This is a genomic window from Saccharothrix sp. AJ9571, assembly GCF_021725495.1.
Classification (GTDB): Bacteria; Actinomycetota; Actinomycetes; order Mycobacteriales; family Pseudonocardiaceae; genus Amycolatopsis; species Amycolatopsis magusensis.
Genome location: NZ_CP091382.1, coordinates 7,842,702 through 7,862,142, shown reverse-complemented (window position 1 = coordinate 7,862,142; position 19,441 = coordinate 7,842,702). Strand labels below are relative to the sequence as shown.

Annotated in this window: 18 protein-coding genes; 7 read left to right on the top strand and 11 right to left on the bottom strand. The window is 70.2% G+C overall.

What is annotated here, in order from left to right; all coding sequences use genetic code 11:
- Positions 1–233 precede the first annotated feature (233 nt).
- Positions 234–1,547: a Na+/H+ antiporter NhaA gene (gene nhaA, locus L3Q67_RS35390; protein WP_499185761.1), complete on the top strand. Its 1,314-nt coding sequence runs from the start codon at positions 234–236 to the stop codon at positions 1,545–1,547.
- A 43-nt stretch (positions 1,548–1,590) separates the two neighbouring features.
- Here the strand turns inward: nhaA and L3Q67_RS35385 are convergent, their stop codons facing one another.
- Positions 1,591–2,451 (bottom strand): cytochrome c biogenesis CcdA family protein, encoded by an 861-nt coding sequence (locus L3Q67_RS35385; RefSeq protein ID WP_499185760.1) that lies wholly within the window; start codon positions 2,449–2,451, stop codon positions 1,591–1,593.
- Positions 2,452–2,455: 4 nt separating this feature from the next.
- Positions 2,456–3,007 carry a protein disulfide oxidoreductase gene (locus L3Q67_RS35380; protein WP_499185759.1) on the bottom strand — a complete coding sequence of 184 codons (552 nt, stop codon included), beginning with the start codon at positions 3,005–3,007 and terminating at the stop codon, positions 2,456–2,458.
- A gap of 224 nt (positions 3,008–3,231) precedes the next feature.
- Between L3Q67_RS35380 and L3Q67_RS35375 the strand changes: the two genes are divergently transcribed.
- The gene (locus L3Q67_RS35375) at positions 3,232–3,651 is read left to right on the top strand and encodes a MerR family transcriptional regulator (protein ID WP_499185758.1); all 420 of its coding nucleotides are present in this window, start codon (positions 3,232–3,234) and stop codon (positions 3,649–3,651) included.
- On the opposite strand, the gene L3Q67_RS35370 is transcribed toward L3Q67_RS35375, so the two are convergent.
- The 3 genes from L3Q67_RS35370 to L3Q67_RS35360 all read right to left on the bottom strand — a co-directional run bounded on the left by L3Q67_RS35370 (position 3,652) and on the right by L3Q67_RS35360 (position 8,813).
- Positions 3,652–5,265 carry a peptide chain release factor 3 gene (locus tag L3Q67_RS35370; protein ID WP_499185757.1) on the bottom strand — a complete coding sequence of 538 codons (1,614 nt, stop codon included), beginning with the start codon at positions 5,263–5,265 and terminating at the stop codon, positions 3,652–3,654.
- Positions 5,266–5,401: 136 nt separating this feature from the next.
- Complete coding sequence (locus L3Q67_RS35365; protein WP_499185756.1) at positions 5,402–6,127, bottom strand: polyamine aminopropyltransferase; 726 nt, start codon at positions 6,125–6,127, stop codon at positions 5,402–5,404.
- Between the two features lie 46 nt (positions 6,128–6,173).
- Positions 6,174–8,813 carry an arabinosyltransferase domain-containing protein gene (locus L3Q67_RS35360; RefSeq protein ID WP_499191718.1) on the bottom strand — a complete coding sequence of 880 codons (2,640 nt, stop codon included), beginning with the start codon at positions 8,811–8,813 and terminating at the stop codon, positions 6,174–6,176.
- A gap of 285 nt (positions 8,814–9,098) precedes the next feature.
- On the opposite strand from L3Q67_RS35360, the gene L3Q67_RS35355 reads away from it, so the two are divergent.
- Positions 9,099–10,601, top strand: a complete 1,503-nt coding sequence (locus tag L3Q67_RS35355; RefSeq protein WP_499191717.1) for a SulP family inorganic anion transporter — start codon at positions 9,099–9,101, stop codon at positions 10,599–10,601.
- Positions 10,602–10,785: 184 nt separating this feature from the next.
- Here the strand turns inward: L3Q67_RS35355 and L3Q67_RS35350 are convergent, their stop codons facing one another.
- Positions 10,786–10,911: a lasso RiPP family leader peptide-containing protein gene (locus L3Q67_RS35350; protein ID WP_499185755.1), complete on the bottom strand. Its 126-nt coding sequence runs from the start codon at positions 10,909–10,911 to the stop codon at positions 10,786–10,788.
- 397 nt (positions 10,912–11,308) lie between these two features.
- Between L3Q67_RS35350 and L3Q67_RS35345 the strand changes: the two genes are divergently transcribed.
- Entirely contained in the window at positions 11,309–12,094 is a 786-nt protein-coding gene (locus L3Q67_RS35345) for an STAS domain-containing protein (RefSeq protein WP_499185754.1), read from the top strand.
- Between the two features lie 110 nt (positions 12,095–12,204).
- Here the strand turns inward: L3Q67_RS35345 and L3Q67_RS35340 are convergent, their stop codons facing one another.
- Positions 12,205–12,642 (bottom strand): hypothetical protein, encoded by a 438-nt coding sequence (locus tag L3Q67_RS35340; RefSeq protein WP_499185753.1) that lies wholly within the window; start codon positions 12,640–12,642, stop codon positions 12,205–12,207.
- A 230-nt stretch (positions 12,643–12,872) separates the two neighbouring features.
- On the opposite strand from L3Q67_RS35340, the gene L3Q67_RS35335 reads away from it, so the two are divergent.
- From L3Q67_RS35335 to L3Q67_RS35325, 3 genes are read left to right on the top strand one after another with little or no spacing between them, the layout of a single operon-like run.
- On the top strand, positions 12,873–13,670 hold the full coding sequence (locus L3Q67_RS35335) for a hypothetical protein (protein WP_499185752.1): 798 nt from the start codon (positions 12,873–12,875) through the stop codon (positions 13,668–13,670).
- Between the two features lie 20 nt (positions 13,671–13,690).
- Positions 13,691–14,800, top strand: a complete 1,110-nt coding sequence (locus L3Q67_RS35330; RefSeq protein ID WP_499185751.1) for a sensor histidine kinase — start codon at positions 13,691–13,693, stop codon at positions 14,798–14,800.
- Positions 14,797–15,438 (top strand): transcriptional regulator, encoded by a 642-nt coding sequence (locus tag L3Q67_RS35325; RefSeq protein ID WP_499185750.1) that lies wholly within the window; start codon positions 14,797–14,799, stop codon positions 15,436–15,438. The genes L3Q67_RS35330 and L3Q67_RS35325 overlap by 4 nt, the downstream gene beginning before the upstream one ends.
- Before the next feature lie 88 nt (positions 15,439–15,526).
- On the opposite strand, the gene L3Q67_RS35320 is transcribed toward L3Q67_RS35325, so the two are convergent.
- From L3Q67_RS35320 to L3Q67_RS35305, 4 genes are all read right to left on the bottom strand, one after another.
- Entirely contained in the window at positions 15,527–16,012 is a 486-nt protein-coding gene (locus L3Q67_RS35320) for a GreA/GreB family elongation factor (protein WP_499185749.1), read from the bottom strand.
- Positions 16,009–16,209 (bottom strand): hypothetical protein, encoded by a 201-nt coding sequence (locus tag L3Q67_RS35315; RefSeq protein WP_499185748.1) that lies wholly within the window; start codon positions 16,207–16,209, stop codon positions 16,009–16,011. The genes L3Q67_RS35320 and L3Q67_RS35315 overlap by 4 nt, the downstream gene beginning before the upstream one ends.
- Before the next feature lie 16 nt (positions 16,210–16,225).
- A complete protein-coding gene (locus L3Q67_RS35310) occupies positions 16,226–17,488 on the bottom strand; it encodes an NAD(P)/FAD-dependent oxidoreductase (protein WP_499185747.1) in 1,263 nt (420 codons plus the stop codon).
- Between the two features lie 109 nt (positions 17,489–17,597).
- Positions 17,598–19,136, bottom strand: coding sequence for a PucR family transcriptional regulator (locus L3Q67_RS35305; protein WP_499185746.1), 1,539 nt, complete (start codon positions 19,134–19,136; stop codon positions 17,598–17,600).
- Between the last annotated feature and the right edge of the window lie 305 nt (positions 19,137–19,441).

The window sequence follows — 19,441 nt, the reverse complement described above, 5'->3', positions numbered from 1 at the left end:
TCCACCGGCCGATCAGTGCGGGCACCTTCTCCACCAGCCTGACCCTTGATCGCGCTCGAGCCCATCAAGGTCGCCACACCATCGGCTGTCGCGATTTGCCCCGGCCGCTTCTTTGCGGCATCTTTGCGCGTGGTGCGCCGGGAAGTCTGGTCGGCACCCTCGCCCCGACCGGGGGCGAGGGTTACGCGACCGGTGGCGCAAACCGCCGGAGAGACGCAGGAGACCGGCAAGACGTGAACCGAACCCCCCGGACTCGCCCGACGCTGTTCAGCCGCCGATCGTGGCCCGAAACCCGGCGGATCGCCGACATCCTCCGCAAGGAGACGATCGGCGGCGCACTGCTGCTCGCCGCCGCGGTGGTGGCGGTGGTGCTCGCCAACTCGCCGTGGAGCGACTTCTACGAATCGGTACGCTCCTTCACGATCGGCCCGGCCACTCTGCACCTGGACCTGTCGGTGTCGACCTGGGCCGCGGACGGCCTGCTGGCCATCTTCTTCTTCGTCGCCGGGCTCGAGCTCAAACGCGAATTCGTCGCCGGGGACCTGCGCGACCCCCGGCGCGCGGCGGTGCCGATCGCCGCGGCCTGCGGCGGGGTCCTCGTTCCCGCGCTGATCTACCTCGCGATCAACTCCGGCGGCGGTGAAGCGGCCCGCGGCTGGGCGATCCCCACCGCCACCGACATCGCCTTCGCACTGGCCGTACTGGCGGTGGTCGGGCGCTTCCTGCCCTCCGCGCTGCGCACCTTCCTGCTGACCCTGGCCGTGGTGGACGACCTGATCGCGATCCTGATCATCGCCCTGTTCTACACCGATGACCTGCGGATCGTGCCGTTGCTGCTCGCACTGGTCCCGCTGGGGATTTTCACCCTGCTGGTGCAGTACCGGGTCCGGTCCTGGTGGCTGCTCCTCCCGCTGGCTGCCCTGACCTGGGTGTGTGTCCACGAGTCAGGCGTGCACGCCACCGTCGCCGGGGTCCTGCTTGGCTTCGCCGTGCCGGTGCTGCGTAGCGAACGCGCCGGGGGACCGGATGCCGGCCCCGGTCTGGCCGAGCACTTCGAACACCGGTTCAGGCCGTTGTCCTCGGCGTTCGCCGTGCCCGTGTTCGCGCTGTTCGCCGCCGGTGTCCCGCTCGGTGGCTGGGACGGCCTGCGCAGCGCGCTGACCGACCCGGTGGCGCTCGGCATCGTCGCCGGTCTGGTGGTGGGCAAGACGATCGGGATCTCCGGCGCCACCTGGCTGTTGTCCCGATTCACCAAGGCCGAACTCGACGACGGGCTCGGCTGGGTGGACGTGTTCGGCCTGGCCATGCTCGGCGGCGTCGGATTCACCGTCTCGCTGCTCATCGGCGAACTGGCCTTCGGCGCGGGCAGCGAACCGGACGATCACGCACGGGTCGCCATCCTCGTCGGATCACTGCTCGCCGCGCTGCTCGCCGCGATCATCCTGCGCGCCCGCAACCGGGTGTACCGGCGAATCCACGACATGGAGAACCTCGACGAAGACGCCGACGGCATCCCCGACGTCTACGAACGCCGCGACGACACCTGAGCCTGCCTGCCGTCGTCCTGAGTGGACCAAGCGTTCGCAGCCGTCATCCCGGCCCGCGCTTGGCGGCCTTGCGGCGGCCGAGCACGACGGCGCCGAGGATCATCGCGGCGAGAACGCCCAGCAGTGGCAGCACGCCGATGGTGTCGACCCAGCCGGCCAGGGTTTCCTGGATGGCACCGGCGGCCTCGATCACGGGGTCTGCGGCGTCGCCGTCGCCGAAGTACAGCCGTAGTTCGTACACGCCGTAGTAGGCGACGTACAGGCCGACGACGACGAGCAGTCCGCCACCGATCCGGTTGACGTGCGGCAGTATCCGGCGGAAGCCGGTGGTCACGGTGGAACCGGCCAGCGCGACGGCGGTCGCGAGCACGCCGACGACCAGGGTCATGCCCAGGCCGTAGGCGAGGTAGGCGGTGACGCCACCGAGGACGGAGCCGCTGCGGAAGGTGGCGCTGGTGACCGCGAGGAAGGGCCCGATCGTGCAGGACAGCGACGCGATCGCATACGCCAGGCCGTAGCCGAACATCGAGCCCAGCCGCGCGGTCGGCGCGCCCTTGCTCAGCTTGGGCAGCAACAGGGTGAGTTCCCGGCCGGTGAGCATCCAGACGCCGAGCCCGAGCAGCGCGGTGCCGATCACCACGGTGATCGCGGGCAGGTACTGCTGCACCGAGGCCGCCAGCGGCGCGACGACGAGCCCGAATATCCCGAACACCACCAGGAACCCCAGCGCCATCGCGGCCGTGGCCGCCAGTGCCCGCCCCACCAGCGCGGTACGGCCGCGCGTCCCACCGTCGTTGCCGGCGATCACCAGGGTCAGGTAGGCGGGCAGCATCGCGAAGCCGCACGGGTTCAACGCCGCGACCAGGCCGGCGGCCAGCGCGAAGCCCAGCGTCTGCGGGTCCACGCCGTCAGGTGCCGGTGAGCGCGCTGACGCGCGTGGCGAGGTCCTCTTCGGACAGCGTGCCCTTGACCACATCCACCGAGCCGTCCGCGCCGATGAACGCGAACGCCGGTTGCGCGGTCACGCCGAACCGCTTCCACACCGCGGCGTCGAGGTCGGCGAGGTGCTCGAAGGTGCCCAGTTCGTACTTGGCCACGAACTCCCGCATCGCGGGCACCTGGTCCTGGGCGGCGACCCCGACGAAGGTGGTGCCGGTGCCGGCCTGCGCCGCCTTGGCCACGGTCGGGGCTTCCCGCCGGCACACCGGGCACCACGGTGCCCAGAACCACAGCACCGCGGGCTTGCCCGCGAGGTTCTGTCCGGAGAAGTCCTTGCCGTCGACGGTTTTCACGGTGAACCGGAGCTGTTCGGCCACGGCCGCCGCAGCCGGTTCCGTGGTTCCCGTCGTGGCCGGGGCCGGTGGTGTGCCGGGCGTCCCGCCGGTGTCCGCGGGCGTGCCGCACCCCGCGATCAGCCCGAATGTGGCGATCACCAGTCCCACGGACCGCAAGAGCTTCACGCGAACACCTTTCGTAGCGAACGGTATGCGGCGCCGACAGTAAGCGGTGCGCGGCAGCACCGATCCGGCGCGCGCGGGTTCGTAAGCCCGTCGTAATAACTCGCGCTTCATCGACCGCGGCGCACCGAGCACCGGGAGTACCGTGACGTGAGGGTATTGTCGCGGCAGCCTCGCTGGGTGGGGCGGTCATGCGCTGGATGACCTGGTCGAGGAAGGGAATCGGTGTGGGCGAGCAGATGCAGATCGGCGAGGTCGCCGAGCGCACCGGGCTGTCCCTGCGCACGATCCGGTACTACGAGGAAGTCGGGCTGGTGGTGCCCAGCGCGCGCAGTCAGGGCGGGTTCCGGCTGTACACGGAACCGGACATCGACCGGCTCCAGCTGATCAAGCGGATGAAACCACTGGGTTTCCAGCTGGAGGAGATGCGCGACCTGCTGGCGATCCTCGATCCGACCCCGGGCAGCCCGGAAATCGAGGACCCGGCAGCGCGGCTGGCCGAGTTCCGCGAAGCCACCGGAAAAGCGTGTGCTGACCTGCGGGCGAAGCTGGCCATCGCCGAGGAGTTCGAGGTCCTGCTGCGGTCCCACATCACGGCCTTGGGACGGAAGCGGAAGAAGCCGGCTGCGAGCAAGCCACGGCGTTGATCAGCCGCCTTCGGCCACCAGCGGTTCGAGGAGCAGTTCGGGGTTGCGGCGCAGCATGACGCGCAGGTCGAGTTCCTCGGCGAACAACGCCAGGTCCGTGCCGTCGAGGCGGGTGAGCACCTCGCTGTGGCGTCCTGAGTCGACGATGGAGCGCTGCTGGGGGTCGGCCAATCGCCGCACCGTGTGGTAGGGCAGGGTTTCCAGGCGCACCGGTGCGGTGAACTCGGTGGCCAGGCGGTGCGCGGCGACCTCGAACTGCATCGGCCCCACCGCGGCGAACACCGGGGCGGCGTCCCCGCGCCGGTCCGAACGCAGCACCTGCACGACCCCCTCCGCGCCCAGTTGGTCGACGCCCTTGCGGAACTGCTTGGCGCGGCCGAGGTCGGCGGGCCGGGCCACGGCGAAGTGCGCGGGTGCGAAGCTGGGCAGGCCGGGGAAGCGCACCGCGGGTTTGCCCGCGTGCAGGGTGTCGCCGACGTGCAACGCGGTGGCGTTGACCAGCCCGATGACGTCACCGGGGTAGGCGGTGTCCACAGTGGAGCGACGCTGGCCGAACATCTGCTGGACGTACTTGGTGGCGAACGGTTTCCCGGTGGTCGCGTTGGTGACCACCATGCCGCGTTCGAACATCCCCGAGCACACCCTGGCGAAGGCCACCTGGTCGCGGTGGGCCCGATCCATGCCGGTCTGCACTTTGAACACGAACGCCGAGAACGGGGCGTCCAGCGCGCGGGTCGTGCCGTCGACGTCGGTCCGTGGTGCCGGCTCCGGCGCCAGTTCGACCATCAGGTCCAGCAGGCGGCGGACGCCGAAATTGCGCACTGCCGCGCCGAAGAGCACCGGAGTCGCCGTGGCATCGGAGAAGCGGGCGACGTCGAATTCCCCGCCGGAGGCGCGCAGCAGTTCCGACTCTTCCCTCGCCCGTGTCCACTCGTCTCCGGCCGCGGCTTCGGCTTGCCCGGGAGTGAGGTGTTCCTCGGGCGGGGTGGTGGTGTTACCCGCGGATTGCCGGTAGGGCACGAAATCCGCCGCGGTGACGTCGAGTACGCCGCGGAGGTGCCCGGCGGGACCGACCGGCCAGGTCAGCGGCATGGGCTGCAACCCGATCCGGTCGGTCAGCTCGTCGCACAGGTCCAGGGCGTCCCGGCCGGGGGTGTCCCACTTGTTGATGAAGGTGATCACCGGGATCCCCCGGTAGCGGCAGACGTCGAACAGCTTCAAGGTCTGCGGTTCCAGGCCCTTGGCGGCGTCGAGCAGCATGACCGCCGAGTCCACCGCCGAGAGCACCCGGTAGGTGTCCTCGGAGAAGTCCGAGTGCCCCGGCGTGTCCAGCAGATTGATCACGGCGTCGCCATAGGCGAACTGCAGGGCGGCCGAGGTGATGGAAATGCCGCGGGCGCGCTCCATCTCCATCCAGTCCGAAGTCACCCCGCGCCGCCCGGCTTTGCCGTGCACCGCGCCCGCCTCGGAAATCACCTTCGCGTGCAGCGCCAGTGCCTCGGTCAACGTCGACTTGCCCGCATCCGGATGGCTGATCACGGCGAAGGTGCGCCTTCGCCGGGCTTGCGCCACCACATCGCCGCCCGAGAGGGGGACCGGGGTCTCCGCCGTCACCTGCTCACTCCTGCCCGGCCCGCCGACCGTCTCCGCGCGATGAATCTACTTTGACGTGAGAGTACGGTAGGACGGCTGTGCTCGTGACGGGAGCACCTGCCGGTCGTCGTGGACGGGAACTGGTTCGTCGCGGCGGTCAGTCCGCGGGTGCTGTCGTCGCGAGGTAGACGGTGGCGGTGGCCTCGCGTTGCTGAAGCGGGTTGGCGAAACTGACGACCTCGGCTCGCGCTCGCGCGAAACAGCTGGTCAGCGCCGCGGTGAACTCCTGGTCGGGCGGGTCGTTCGACCAGAGGCCGAACACGCCACCCGGGTGGAGGTGCTCGGCGACGCGCCGCAGTCCCGCTGGTTCGTAGAAATCCGCGTGACTGGGATGCAGCACGTGCCGCGGCGAATGGTCGATGTCGACCACGATGGCATGGAATTTCCGCCAGGGCACGGTCCCGCCAAGGCCTTCGGGGGAGCGGAGCATCGCGAAGAAGTCGCCGGGTGCGAAAGTGCACCGGGGATCCGCGCTCAAGGCCGCACCTGCGGGGATCAGCCCACCCTCGTGCCACTCGATCACGGCATCGAGTGCTTCGATCACGGACAGGGAACCGACGCGCCGGTCGTCGAGCACCGTCTGCGCGGTGTAGCCCAGGCCGAGACCGCCCACCACGACGTCGAAGGCCGTTCCGGTCAGCTCGGCCAGCGCCCGGCGACCCAGTTCCACCTCGGCGACGGTGAACAGGCTCGACATCAGGAACTCGTCGTCGAGTTTGATCTCCAGCACGTCCTTGTCCACCGTGGGATCCCAGCGCCGGCGCAGCACCAGCTCGCCCAACGGGGTCGAACGCCAATCCAGTTCCTGGAAACGCCTGCTCATCGGCACAGCGTAGTCAGCGTGCTCTTGCTTTCGCCGGCCAGCGTGGTCAGGAAGGGGCGGGCTGGCCGGTGTAGTCCTCGCCGGCGTAGGACGGGCCCCGCCACCACCCGGGCTTCGTCGTCGTCGTGACGTGCTTGTCGAAACCGTCGGTGGGGTAGCGGTAGTGGACTTCGGACAGCGTGCCCCACGCCGCGGGGTCGGCGTGGCCGGGGAGGGACGCGGGTACCTCGCGGTAGGTCGCCACCGATCCCAGCGCGGCGAAAGCGCCGCCGTAGGGCCGGTAGCTGCGGGTCAGGTCGCCGTGGTGCCCGTAGTGGTGGGGTGCGCGCAGCAGCAGCACGGGTGGTTCGACCAGCCCGTCGGCGAGGACGGGGAGCCGGGCGCAGGGGTACCAGACCGAGATCGGCCAGTCGACCAGCACCGGACCGGGTACTTGCCCGACCCGTTCGTGGAGGGTGCCGCCGTCGGCCAGCCGGACCGCGTCGGCGGCTCCGCAGGTCTGTCCCGTGATCGAGTCGAGGTTGGCGTGCACGGGCGACCACGAACCGGCGGCGTGCTGGTTGAGCGCCGCTTTGCCGTGCAGCCCCATCAGGAGGACGGGCATGGCGGCGACCGAGGTGCCGGCGAGAACGATCGCGGTCCACCCGGCGAGCCGGGTCGGCCACGGCTGGTCATCGCCGCCGGTGACGCCGCGGCGGCGTTGCCCGAGCAGGAGCACTCCGGCGGCCACGCCACCGAACAGGAGCAGGACCGCCGGATCGGCGGGCAGACCGTCGGCGAGGCGCCGATCGAGGAACGGCATGCCGAACCGGTGATATCCCCACCACGAGTTCGGCCCGTACCACACGAGGCTGATCACGACGGTGATCACGAACAGCACCGAGAACCGGATCACCCAGCCCGCTCGTTCGCGGGCGAACGCCCGGGGGAGCGCGGCCAGACCGTAGGCGATCACCAGTGCGGCGAAGAAGTCCAGCGCCGAGAAGTGCGAGGCGATCTTGGTGGGCGTCAGCAGCAGCGCGGCCAGTCCCAGCCCGAGCCAGGCGAACGGCCAGCTGAACACGCCGGAGAACGTGTGCCCCGGCTGGTGGCGGGGACTGAGCACGATGACGATCACCAGCAGGGCGATGCTCAGCAGCACCGGAAGGCGCCGTGCGGGGTGCTGTTCGAAGGTAAAGTCGTCGGCGACCCCGCCGAGCAGCATCTGGTACCGGCTGAACTCGCCGTACCAGCTCTGTGCCGCGCCGTACCAGTACCGGGCTCCGGCGGAGTCGGCGAAACCGCCGATGCCGGAATCCAGGAACACCAGCGGGGAGGCCACGGCAACGGCCGCGGCCACCAGCGCGAGGAACAGCACCGGGGGCCGGTCGACGGGCAACCGGTCCGCGGTGACCAGCACCCCGAGCGCGAGGGGGATCAGGGCGAGCATCCCGGTCGAGGTCACCGCGAAACACGCTCCCGCCGCGAGCCCGCCGACGATCAGCCAGCCCGGGTTCCCGGTCAGCCGTGCCCGGACCGCGGTGTAGGCGCTGATACCGGTGCACAGCACGACGAAGGGCTCCGGACGCAGGCCGACACCGCCGGACATCCACACCACGGCGAACGCCGCCGCGAGCAGGGAGGTGGGCACCCGGACCGCGTCGGTGTGCCGGCGCAGCAGGCGGGTGATGCCCAGCAGCAGCAGCCAGATCGCCAGCCCGGCCACCATGGCGGGCACCCGGGTCATCAGCGGCGCCCAGCTCACCTGGAACAAGGGGGCGAACAGGTACTGCAGCAGGATGGCCGGTGTCTCGGCCGCGTTGAGCGCCATGTAGTAGTCGCCCGCGAACCCGGAGGCCCCGAGGTTGCGGTGCATGCCGAGGAACCAGCCGTCGTCCACGGTTTGCGGCCCCAGCACACCCCAGGCGGCGATACCGGCACCGACCAGCCCGGTCCACGCGGCGTCCGAGCGCCACGCCAACCTCGCTCCCGGACTCCCGCGGCGGTGCCCGAAGATCCTGAACCCGGCGATGACGCAGCCGAGCGCGCCGACCGCGAACGCCACCATCAACACCACCTTCAGCGGTGCGGGGGAGGTCTGGAAGCGGGCGTCGGCCTGCGCCCGGGCCGACACGGCACCGGCTGTTCCGTCGGCGGGCAGGTCCGTCACGAACGCGACCACCTGCGGTACCAGTGCGTCCGCACGCAGCAGTTCCCGCTCCCCGGCGGCGGACCGCACCGTCGTGCGCAGTCCGCCGCCTCCGGCGTGCACCCGGTATTCGCAGTCGCCGGTGGGCACCGGCCCGAGCGGGTGCTCGCGATCGTCGAAGACGCTCACCAGCTGCCGGTCGCGGATCTGCAGTGCCAGCCCTTGACCGCGTGCTTCTTCGGCGTCGGCGGGAAAGGTCGCAAAGGCGGTGGTGGTCGCCCCGGGCGCGGCGGTGGCGACCGCTGCGCACGCCACCGCGACTTCGAGTTCCAGGGGACGGTACGGCAGGAACATCGCCACCGAGGACCGCGCGGGTTGCCCGGCTCGCGGCCACAGCACCTCGGCCTGCTCGGCCTCGACCGGCGCGAACGGGATCGCCAGCGCGACAGCGATCGTGGCCAGCGGCAACGCCAGCCACGACCGCCGGAACGGCCTTGGCCGGGCGCCCGGCCGCCGCTGGACCGCCCGCGCCATCGCCGGTGCTGTGGCCGACACCATGCCCACTGGCCGCACCTCCGCTCCCGCGCGAATCGAGCGGGGTCGTCGCCGAAATGTGTCCTCCACCCTGGAGCAACAGTCACGTGAGAGCAGAGTTGGCTCGCTCCTCGTCCGGGTGATGTGCCCGGTTCACCCCGTGGTGGTCGGCGCGGCGTGACCCTGAGCTCACTTCTCCTGGGGCGCCTTCAGGGACGGCACATCTCTCATCTAACGTGACGTGAGAGTTGCCGAGGTGGCACGACGAGGTATGCGCCACCGGCGCCCGAGCAGGTCAGGTTGTCTTCTGTGCCGAGTTCTTCTTCCTTGGTCCCCGCGCGCCTGCGCGGCGTGCGGCCGTCGTGGTTGTCGCCGAAGGTGGCCCGCACCGAGATCCTGGCGGGGCTGGTCGTCGCGCTGGCCCTGATCCCGGAGGCGATCTCCTTCTCGATCATCGCCGGGGTCGACCCGAGCGTGGGATTGTTCGCGTCGTTCACCATGGCGGTGGTCATTTCGATCGCCGGCGGTCGCGCGGCGATGATCTCCGCGGCGACCGGGGCGATCGCGCTCGTGGTCGCCCCGCTGGCGCGTGAGCACGGCCTGAGCTACCTCATCGCCACGGTCATCCTGGGTGGTCTGTTCCAGATCGTGCTGGGGTCGCTGGGGGTCGCCCGGCTGATGCGGTTCGTGCCGCGCAGTGTGATGGTGGGCTTCGTCAACGCGCTGGCGATCCTGATCTTCCTGGCGCAGGTACCGGAACTGATCGACGTGCCGTGGCCGGTGTACCCGCTGTTCGCCGCCGGGCTCGGGATCATGGTGCTCTTCCCCAAGCTCACCAAGGTGATCCCGGCGCCATTGGTGTCCATTGTGGCGCTCACGGCCTTGACGATCGCCGCGGGCGTCGCGGTTCCCACGGTGGGGGACAAGGGCGCGCTGCCGGACTCGCTCCCCGTGCCAGGGATCCCCGAGGTTCCGTTCACCGTGGACACCCTGGTGCTGCTCGCGCCGTACGCGTTCGCCTTCGCGCTGGTCGGGCTGATGGAATCGCTGATGACCGCGAAGCTGGTCGACGACATCACCGACACCCACTCGAACAAGACCCGCGAGGCGATCGGCCAGGGCGTCGCCAACGTGGTCACCGGGTTCTTCGGCGGTATGGGCGGGTGCGCGATGATCGGCCAGACCATGATCAACGTCAAGACCGCCGGTGCCCGCACGCGCCTGTCGACCTTCCTGGCCGGGGCGTTCCTGATGGTGCTGTGCATCGTGTTCGGCCCCGTCGTCTCCGACATCCCGATGGCCGCTTTGGTCGCGGTGATGGTGCTGGTGGCCTTCGGCACCTTCGACTGGCACAGCGTCGCCCCGGCCACGCTGAAGCGGATGCCCGCCGGGGAGATCGCCGTCATGGCCATCACCGTCGCCGTGGTCGTGGCCACCGGCAACCTGGCCATCGGCGTGGTCGTCGGCTCGATCACCGCGATGGTCATCTTCGCCCGCCGTGTCGCGCACCTGGTGGAGGTCAGCGCGGTCGCCGATCCCGAGCGCGGCCAGGTGGTCTACGTGGTCACCGGCGAGCTGTTCTTCGCCTCCAGCAACGACCTGGTCTACCAGTTCGACTACGCGAACGACCCGGACAGCGTGATCGTCGACCTCTCCGACGCCCACATCTGGGACGCCTCCACCGTCGCCGCACTCGACGCCATCACCACCAAATACGCCGCCCGCGGGAAGACCGTCGAGATCGTGGGCCTGAACAAGCACAGCGCGGTCATGCACGGCAAGCTCACCGGAGAGCTGACCGCCGGCCACTAGGTGCGCCACCCGCCCGCGCGAGTGTGACGTCACCAGCCGCCCACGACCCCAGCAACCAGGGCCTCCCCGAGGCGTGTGGCACAACCCCATCACCGCACACCTCGGCCGGCCACGACCCCCACGAACGGATTCGCGGGGTATCCGGCAACACCAGCCACCCTCGCCCGAGCATCAGGGGGCGCTCTCAGAAGGTGAGGCCGAACATGTCGGGCACGTACCGCCCGCCGCCGAGGGTGTCCTCGCTGAACTCACCCAATTCCACCAGAACCGGCGGCTCGTACAGGTCCGGAATCATCTTCTCGTTGTCCATCACGACAATCCTTTCAAGGTGAATGAATCTCATGGCCGAACCACTTGCGTTTCCAGGTTCGCCCGCTTCGCACCCCTGAAACGACATATCCGCTTCAACACCTCATCGAGTTCATTGATAGCACCGGATTTCCGGAACGTCTGACATTCATTCATTGTTACCGGCCAGTCGTCTGCCGTGAGAGTTATTGAATCTAGGACTATGGTGATTACCCGCGGGGGTTGGACAACGCGAAGTTTTCCGAAGCCCTTCACCTCAATGCGGCGGGTGAACGACTCCTCGCGGTGTCGGCAGTGGTCGCGGGAGGTAGCTTGAGTGACTTGGCGGACGTCCAGCGGGGGCGTGCCGCGGTGTTCCCGGGCGGTCGATGTCCGGGGGGCGGGAGAGTCGGCGCGTCATGACCGACGATCACGACGTTTTGTCCGTCACCTACGGCGAGCGTGCCGGGTGCGCTGTGGTGCGCGTCGCCGGGACGCTCGACGTCGCGGGTTATCCACGGTTGCGTGACACGATGCTCAAGTGCGCGGCTGAGCAGCCGTCGGCGGTGATCGTGGTCGTGGAGCGGCTTCACGTCGCCACCGCGAGCCTGCTGAGCGTGTTCGCGCAGGTTTCGATGCGGTTGTCCGATTGGCCGGCGGTGCCGGTCCTGCTGGTCGCCGCGGACGAGTCGGCACGCCGGCTGTTCGAGCACACGCCGGTGTCCCGGTTCGTGCCGGTTTTCCGCACGGTCGAGAGCGCGGTGCGCGGCGTTCAGCGTCATCCCCAGCGGCGCAGGGCGAAGCTCACGCTGCCCCGGCTGGTCGACACGGCCCAGCAGGCCAGGAACTTCACCAGGCGGGTGTGTGAGTACTGGCTACCTGGCAACGAGGTCGTGGCGGACGCGGTGGTCATCACCAACGAACTGGTGGACAACGTGCTGCTGCACACCCAGTCGGAGCCGTCTTTGCGGCTGGAATTGCGCCAGCAGGTGCTCAGCGTCGCTGTCAGCGACACGTCGCCGACGCCGGCCCAAATTCGGGAGGGCGAGGACGGTTTGAGCGGTGGTTTCGGCTTGGTGGTGGTCGCGCAACTGGCGAAGGCATGGGGCAGCACCCCGGCGATGTTCGGCGGCAAAGTCGTCTGGGCGGCGTTGGACTGCGAGCCGCCGGTGCCCATGTTCCATCCGTTCAACCCTTCGCCGTGACAGCTCCGGCCTGCTTCGTTCAAAACAATGGCCAGGCCCCGGCCCACCGCGGCGGGCGCGCTCGGTGGGGAGCAGGTAGCCGGTGGAGGAACCGCTGACCGTGGCCACGGTCAAGCCGACCACCCCGCGCAGTTCCTCGTCCCACACCCCGTCGTCGCTGCCGCCGGGAAAGCCGACCACGCGGATCCGATGCCCCCAGGCATCCCGGCGACGACCATGCCGGCGGGATTCGCGTCGGTCGGCGCCGGGCTGGTCAGCCGCAAGAGGGCGAGGTCCCCGGTTTCGTCGCCTTGGAAGGGTTCCCAGTCGACGACCTCCGCCTGCCTCGCTTGGCTGCCCAGCATCGGGAAGTCGAGGCTCATCAGGCCTTCCGGAGGTTCGGCCGTATCGTCCGAGCCACCCAACGCGGAAGCCACCACGTGCGCGCAGGTGCACACGTGCTCCGCGGACACCAGCAGCCCGGCTCCGACGACCGCGCCCGCGGTGTTCCGTATCCGGACCACGGCAGGGCTCAGCACCTCGGAACCCGGAACAGAGCCGTCCTGCATCGCTTCCCCCTCTGGAGGAAACCCTACCCATCTGACAACCGTGGCCTCACGGCTCAGCGAGACGGTGTTCGGCTGACTGATCTCGGGCGTGTCCTCGAATTGTCGCAAGGCCTCCGCGGGGCCGTCCTGAAAAGAACGGTCCCTACCAAAGAGACCTGTGGTGTCTCCATCGGACGATGTGCCGAGGGCGCCCGTGAGCCAGGGTGCCGGCTGTGGAAAGAATGAACTCGATGCCTGCACTGGCCGCCCGCATGTCGCGGACGCCCGCTCTGGTCGATCGCAATGCCTGGTTCCCGGGCCGGGTCATCGGGGGCGCGGCGCTCGTGCTCGGTCCCCTGGTGTGGTGGGCGGGGCTGTTCCTGAGGTACCTGGCGCTGCGTTCCGGAGCCTTCACCCCCGAGCAGTTGGCGGAGTTCGCCGGTCAGCCCTTCGCCGCCCGGTCGCAGCTGGCGGCCTACCTGGCGAACCCGGGGCTGGTCACGGCCGGATACGCGTGCTTCGCCGCCGGAGCACTCCTGTTGTGGCCGGCCTTCGCCACGCTCGCCCGCATCGTCGCGGCGCGGGCGCCGGTGCTCGCCCGCTGGGGTGGCGCGCTCGTCGTCCTCGGTCTGTTCGGGCGGCTGTATTTCGCCGGGGTCGATCAGACCGCCTTCCACTTGGCGGCGTCGCAGGGGCTCGACCGGGCGACCGATTTCGTACTGGCCCATTACGCGGAGATTTCCTACGGGCCCTGGCGGGTCGGTGTCACGGCGTCCGCCTGCAAGTACCTCGGAATGCTGCTGCTGGCGGTCGGCGCGTTCCGGTCGGGGACGTTCGGCCTCGGGCGGTGCCTGGTGCTCCTGTGGGCGGGAACGCTGTGGGGAGGCGTGCTCAAGGCGGTCCACCTCGCCGACCTCTTCGAATACGGTGCCCTGTGCCTGGTGTTCCTGCCGTTGGGCATCCGGGTACTCCGGGACCGGGTGGTCGAACTACGCGCCGAGCCGCGTCCCAGCGGTGACTTCCGCGCCCTGCGCTTCCTGAGCTGGTGAGGAACCTTAGGCTCGGTGCGATGGGGATCCAGGTGCTGCGTGATCGGCTGAGGACGTGGTGGCTTCCGGCCGCGGCGTTCTGCGCGGCTTTCCTGCCGCCCACGAGATCACCTGCCCACTTCACGTTCGCCGCGGTGCCGGTGTACGTCGAGGCTGTGGCGGCCGGGCTGGTGGCCGCCGCGGCAGCGCGCATGGTGCCGCGGCGGCACTGGCCGTTGTTCGCGGTCGTGGCGGCCGACGCGGTGCTCCGGAGCCCCGGGTTCCTGCTGGCGGTGGCGTCCTGCGTCGCGGCGACCACGTACCGGCGCCCTCGGCACCTGGCCGGGTACGCGGTGGCCGCGAGCCTGCTGGCGGTGCTGCCCCAGCCCGGTGCGGACATCTTCTCCTCGCTCGGCGGGGCACCGCTGTTCGTGTGGTTCCCGTTGATCATCGCGTTGTGGCTGGACGCGCGGGCACAGGCGGTGGCCGGGTTGCGCGAGCGCGCCGAACGGCTGGCACTGGAGCAGGCGGCGCGCACCGAGCAGGCCCGTGCGCACGAGCGGGCCCGTATCGCACGGGACATGCACGATGTGGTGGCCCACCGGGTCTCGCTGATGGTCCTGCGGGCGGGGGCGCTGGAGATCAACGCGGGCGACGAGAAGACCGCGACCGAGGCTGAGCTCATCCGCGTCACCGGCAAGGAAGCGCTCACCCAGCTCAGGGCCGTCCTCGGCGTGCTCGAGCAGGGGGAGCGGCACGCTTCGCCACCACGTCTGGCGCTGGTCGATCTCGACTGGCTGATCGAGCAGTCCCGATCGGTCGGTGTCGCGGTGCAACGGTGCGACGAGGGCACACCGCGCGAGGTGCCCGCCACCGTGGGCCAGACCGCCTACCAGATCGTGCAGGAGGCACTGACCAACGTGCACAAACACGCCCGCACCGCCACCACCCGCGTCGTGCTGAGGTATCTGCCCTCGACGCTGCAGGTCACCATCGAGAACACCGTGCCGCGCGGGGCCACGCCGACGATGCCGGGCAGCGGACTCGGGCTGAAGGGCCTGAGGGAGCGCGTCGAGACACAGGGTGGTCGTTTCACCGCTCGTCCGGAACCGGATGGCGGCTTCCTGGTCTCAGCGGAGCTTCCGGCGTGATCCGGGTGCTCATCGCCGACGACGAGGCACTGGTGCGAACCGGACTGCGCATGATCCTCCAAGCCACGGACGACATCGAGGTGGTCGCCGAGGCGGGAACCGGGGCCGAGGCGGTCACCGCCGTCGCCCGTCACCGGCCCGACGTCGTGCTCATGGACGTGCAGATGCCCGGCATGGACGGCGTCACCGCACTAGCCGAAATCAATCGGTCCGCGAACCCACCCCGGGTCGTCATGCTGACCACCTTCGATCGCGACGAACACATCTACGGTGCCCTGCGCGCCAGAGCGGCGGGATTCCTGTTGAAGGACACCGCCCCGCGCGACCTGATCGCCGCTGTCCGCACGACGGCGGACGGAAGCGCGGTGCTCTCGCCCACCGTCACCAAGCGGGTCGTCGACACCTTCGCCGACAAGCACGCCCCGGACGCCCGCGCTGCCCGGGAACGCCTCGCCGCTCTCACCGAGCGCGAACGGGAGGTCGCCCACGCGGTGGCCCAGGGCCTGGCCAACGCCGAGATCGCCCGGGAACTCGGCATGACCGCGACCACCGTCAAGGCCCACGTCAGCCGCTCACTCACCAAACTCGGACTGACCAACCGGGTACAAATCGCGCTACTCGTCCGCGACGCCGGTTAGACCTCCCGTCAGTTTTCGAGACGGTCAGGTGTGCCAGGCACAGGGACCCAGGTTGAACCCCGCGGTGGCGGTGTCTCGCCGGTGCCGATCACGAAAGGCCGTGACGCGGCCTCTGGAGTGCGAGCCGCTGGAAGCGTCCGTAGGGCTCTGCGTCGATCAGGGTGACGCGGACGGTGGCGCCGTTGGGGACCTGGTAGGTCCGTTGCTCGCCTGGCTTGGCACCGGCCAGGGCGCGTCCGAGCGGCGAGTCCGGGGAGTAGACCTCGAGATCGTCCTGTTCGGTCTCGTCGCGCGAGCCGAGCAGGAAGGTTTCGGCGGTGCTGCTGTCGTCGTACTGGACGGTGAGCACCATGCCCGGCTCGGCGATCCCGTCGTCGGGGGGATCCTGGCCGACGACGGCTTCGCGCAGGATTTCGTCGATCTGGCGAATCCGTGCCTGGCGGTGGCGTTTCTGCACGATGCTGTCGGGATCGTCACCGCCGGAAGCGTTCTCCTCACCTACCAGGTCGGCGCGCTCTCGGACCAGGCTCCGGTGGGCGTGGGGTGTCAACCACGGGCGAACTGAGGTGGTCATGGTGATCCTTCCGGATGGTGGTTCTCGGTGCGCGGCGGAAGGAGGGCGCCCGCGTCGATGGCGAACCAGGTGGCCGCCTTGAGCAGGATGTCCTTCTCGGTGCGCAGCAGGGCGTTTTCGGCGCGGAGTCGGGCCAGTTCGGCCTGTTCACCACGGGTCGGCGCTGCTTCGGATGCGGTTTCGGTGTCCGGGTTCATGTCCTGTCGGTGTGTTTCAGCGAAGCGGGTCGAACGGGCGCAGGGCGCCGGGCTGCTTGCCGGTGGTGATGTACTCGGCGAGCAGGCGTCCGGTGATCGGGCCGTGGGTGAGCCCCCACATGCCGTGCCCTCCCGCGACGAACAGGCCCGGTGCGCCGGCCGCGCCGATCACCGGTCGTCCGTCGGTGGTGACGGGACGGGAGCCGACCCAGACGTCGGTGCGCTCATCCCACCGGATTCCGGTGAGCAACGGGCGCGCCGACGCGATGATCGCTTCGACCCTGGCCTGGTCGAGTGGCGCGTCCGGTTCCCGGAACTCCATGGTCCCGGCCACGCGGAGGCCGCCGCGGTAGGGCGTGCAGGCGACGCGGATGTCCGGCAGGTAGATCGGGCCCGGCACGGGGTCGTCGGTGGGCACGGTGAAGGAGTAGCCGCGCCCGGCCCGCACCGGGACGGTGACACCCCACCGCCTGCCGAGTTCGCCCAGCCAAGCCCCGGTAGCCAGGATGACGGCGTCGGCGGACAGGGTCTGCCCGGTGCTCGACCGCACGGTGAGCGCATCGGAGTGCTGACGCACCGAGGCGACCGCGAAGCGGTGACGGATGGTCCCGCCGCGGCTGACGACCGACCGCGCCAGCGACTCGACGAAGCGACCCGGGTCCACGTACCGCTGGCCGTCGAGCCGGACGCCGGCGCCGTTGCGCGCGGTCAGTTGCGGGAACTGCTTCGCGAGGTCGGTCGCGGTGAGCCCGGTGCAGGAGATCTCCTGCCCGGCTTCACCCAGGCGCCGCAGTTCCGCGAGCAGCCGGGCCGCGGCCCGGGTGTTCTCGAAGACCGCTGTGATGGGTGCGTCGATCGTCGGCGCGTCGACCCCGTTCGCGGTGAGCACGTCGAACGCTTCGAGGCATTCGTCGTTCAGCGGCAGGTTGGCCCGCGCCGCGCGGGTCCAGGACTTGCCGGTGCAGTGCGCGGCGAACCGGGCCAGGAAGGCCCACAGCCGGGGATCCGGCGTCGCGGGGACGTGCAGCGGCGCCTGCCGGTCGAGCAGCGTCCGCAGTCCGTAGCGCAGCACGCCCGGCTCGTTGAGCGGGATGGCGAGCCCGGGGGAAAGCCAGCCGGCGTTGCCCCAGGACGCGCCCGCGGCGATGCCGGTGCGATCGACCACGGTCACCGGCACGCCGCGCTCCTGCAGGAACCACGCGGCCGACAGGCCGACCACGCCGGCGCCGATCACGATCGCCGAGCGCGGGCCGCCGTCGATCCGGTCGAGTTCGGGCATGACGTCCTCCGTGGCGTGAGTGGTGCTGGTGCTGCCAGGGTGACCCGGACCGGGGACGCGGTGCTTGTCCGGAACCGACAACCGGGCGCGGCCCGCTTGTCGGTTCCGGTCAATCGGGCGGGTCGGAGACGGCGAGTTCGATGATCATCGCGAGCCGCTTCGCGGGTACGTCGAGCTGCAGGGTGGTGACCTCGGCCATCTTCCGCAGGCGGTAGCGGATCGTGTTGGGGTGCACGTCGAGCCGCTCGGCGGCCTGCGCGAGATCGCCCTGGGTCTCCAGCCACGCGCGCAGGGTCGGGAGGTAGCTGGTGCCGTGCGCCGCGTCGTGGCGGGCCAGGTCGGAGATCGGCCCGCGGGCCGGAGCCCGGCCTGCCGCCGCGGCCGCCCGCAGTCGCAGTACGAGGATGTCGTCCCAGGACTCGTCGTAGGCGATCGCGGCGTCGGTGCCCGGCCGCAGGTCGTGGAGCGCGACGCATTCGTCGGCTTCCTGCCGCCCGGCCGGCAGTTCGGCGAAGGTCGCCGCGGCGCCGATCCCCGCGACGACCGTCACCTGAGCGGGCAGGGCGGCACTAATGGCGTCGACCCATTTCCGGGCCGCGGTGACGTCCTCGCCGGGCAGGACGGTGTAGACGGTGTTGCTGAACAGCGTGCTGCGACCCGGGCGTGACCAGCCGAATCCCGTGGTGGCGCGCTCGAACGCCAGCAGGAGTGCCGCGTGGCGCTCCTCGGCGATGTGGGCCTGCAAGGCGATGACCCGGAACCGGCCGGGCGGCAACCCCAGCCTGCTGAGCACCGAAGCCGCGTCCGGGGTGCCCTCCAGCAGCCGGATCACCAGATCGGATTCGACCTGCCGTTCGAGATCCGCGCTCGCTCGCGAGCGCAGCAGGTGCAGCCCGACCGTGCGGGAACTGTCCCGCAACACGGCCCGCCGGGCATCGTCCAGGGGCTGCTCGCACTCGACCCAGATCGAGCCCAGCGACTCCCGGCCGGCGCGGACCGCGACCACCATGCGGCCGCCCAGCCCGTGCTCCGGCGCGGCCTCGACGAACAACGGCTCATCGGACTCGGCGAGGTGGGCGAACACGCCCCGCCGGTCGAACAGCCCGCGAGCCCGCTCCGGCACCCGCCGGCCCAGGATCGTTTCCAGGCGGACCTGGTCGGCTCCGTGCTGCAGGCTGGAGTAGGCCAGGACGCGGGAAAGCTGGTCCTCGATGGTCACCGTGCTGCCCAGCGCGTCCGCCAGGCTGTCGGCCAGTGCGAACAGATCGGTCGGCCCCCGTCCCGACTCGGTCTCGCGACCTTCGAGGACCAGTCCGTAGACGACACCGGCGATCGCGCCCCACGACACCTCCGGCTCGACGGCGAGCACCGCGACACCGCCGGCTTCCGCCGCCGCGATCGCCTCCGGTTCCAGCGGCGCGGCTCCCCGCACCAGCACGACCGACGCCCGGGCGTCGGCCGCCAGCCCCACGGCCGCGCCGACCGAGTCCGCTCCGACCGCGAGGAACACATCCCCACGCAGCTCGCGGGACTCAGCCGGGTCGTGCACCACCACATCGCGCAACGAGACATCCCGCGAGACCGGGCAGCAGCACAGCCGTACCCCGTAACCCCCGAGGACGTTCACCAGCCGGTCCAGCGTCACCATGACCCGTTCCTACCCCACAGCGACGGCGGGAGCCGAACCCCCACCCGATCAGAAGTTCGCGATCCCCAGCGCCACCAGCGTGACGACTTTCAGCAGCTCGATACCGAGCACCATGCCGAGCCAAGTGAAGGTGAACGCGCTCACCAGGGCGCCGGACGCGTGATCCACAGTGGGAGGCCTTCGTCGTCGGGCTGCCGGATTCGACGGATGGGCTGCTCGGCGTAGACGACGCACGACCGCAGGTCCGGGCACACGCGAGCCGTCGCGCGCCGTTCCGTCAGCGGAGAGCCGGCGCGATTTTACCC

Coding starts and splice junctions, on each gene's coding strand:
- L3Q67_RS35360 (WP_499191718.1), bottom strand. CDS start 8,813: ATGGTGTCGGCCACAGCACCGGCGATGGCGCGGGCGGTCCAGCGGCGG.
- L3Q67_RS35335 (WP_499185752.1), top strand. CDS start 12,873: ATGCCTGCACTGGCCGCCCGCATGTCGCGGACGCCCGCTCTGGTCGAT.
- L3Q67_RS35365 (WP_499185756.1), bottom strand. CDS start 6,127: ATGAGCAGGCGTTTCCAGGAACTGGATTGGCGTTCGACCCCGTTGGGC.
- L3Q67_RS35345 (WP_499185754.1), top strand. CDS start 11,309: ATGACCGACGATCACGACGTTTTGTCCGTCACCTACGGCGAGCGTGCC.
- L3Q67_RS35350 (WP_499185755.1), bottom strand. CDS start 10,911: ATGGACAACGAGAAGATGATTCCGGACCTGTACGAGCCGCCGGTTCTG.
- L3Q67_RS35315 (WP_499185748.1), bottom strand. CDS start 16,209: ATGAACCCGGACACCGAAACCGCATCCGAAGCAGCGCCGACCCGTGGT.
- L3Q67_RS35310 (WP_499185747.1), bottom strand. CDS start 17,488: ATGCCCGAACTCGACCGGATCGACGGCGGCCCGCGCTCGGCGATCGTG.
- L3Q67_RS35320 (WP_499185749.1), bottom strand. CDS start 16,012: ATGACCACCTCAGTTCGCCCGTGGTTGACACCCCACGCCCACCGGAGC.
- L3Q67_RS35340 (WP_499185753.1), bottom strand. CDS start 12,642: ATGCAGGACGGCTCTGTTCCGGGTTCCGAGGTGCTGAGCCCTGCCGTG.
- L3Q67_RS35330 (WP_499185751.1), top strand. CDS start 13,691: ATGGGGATCCAGGTGCTGCGTGATCGGCTGAGGACGTGGTGGCTTCCG.
- L3Q67_RS35305 (WP_499185746.1), bottom strand. CDS start 19,136: ATGGTGACGCTGGACCGGCTGGTGAACGTCCTCGGGGGTTACGGGGTA.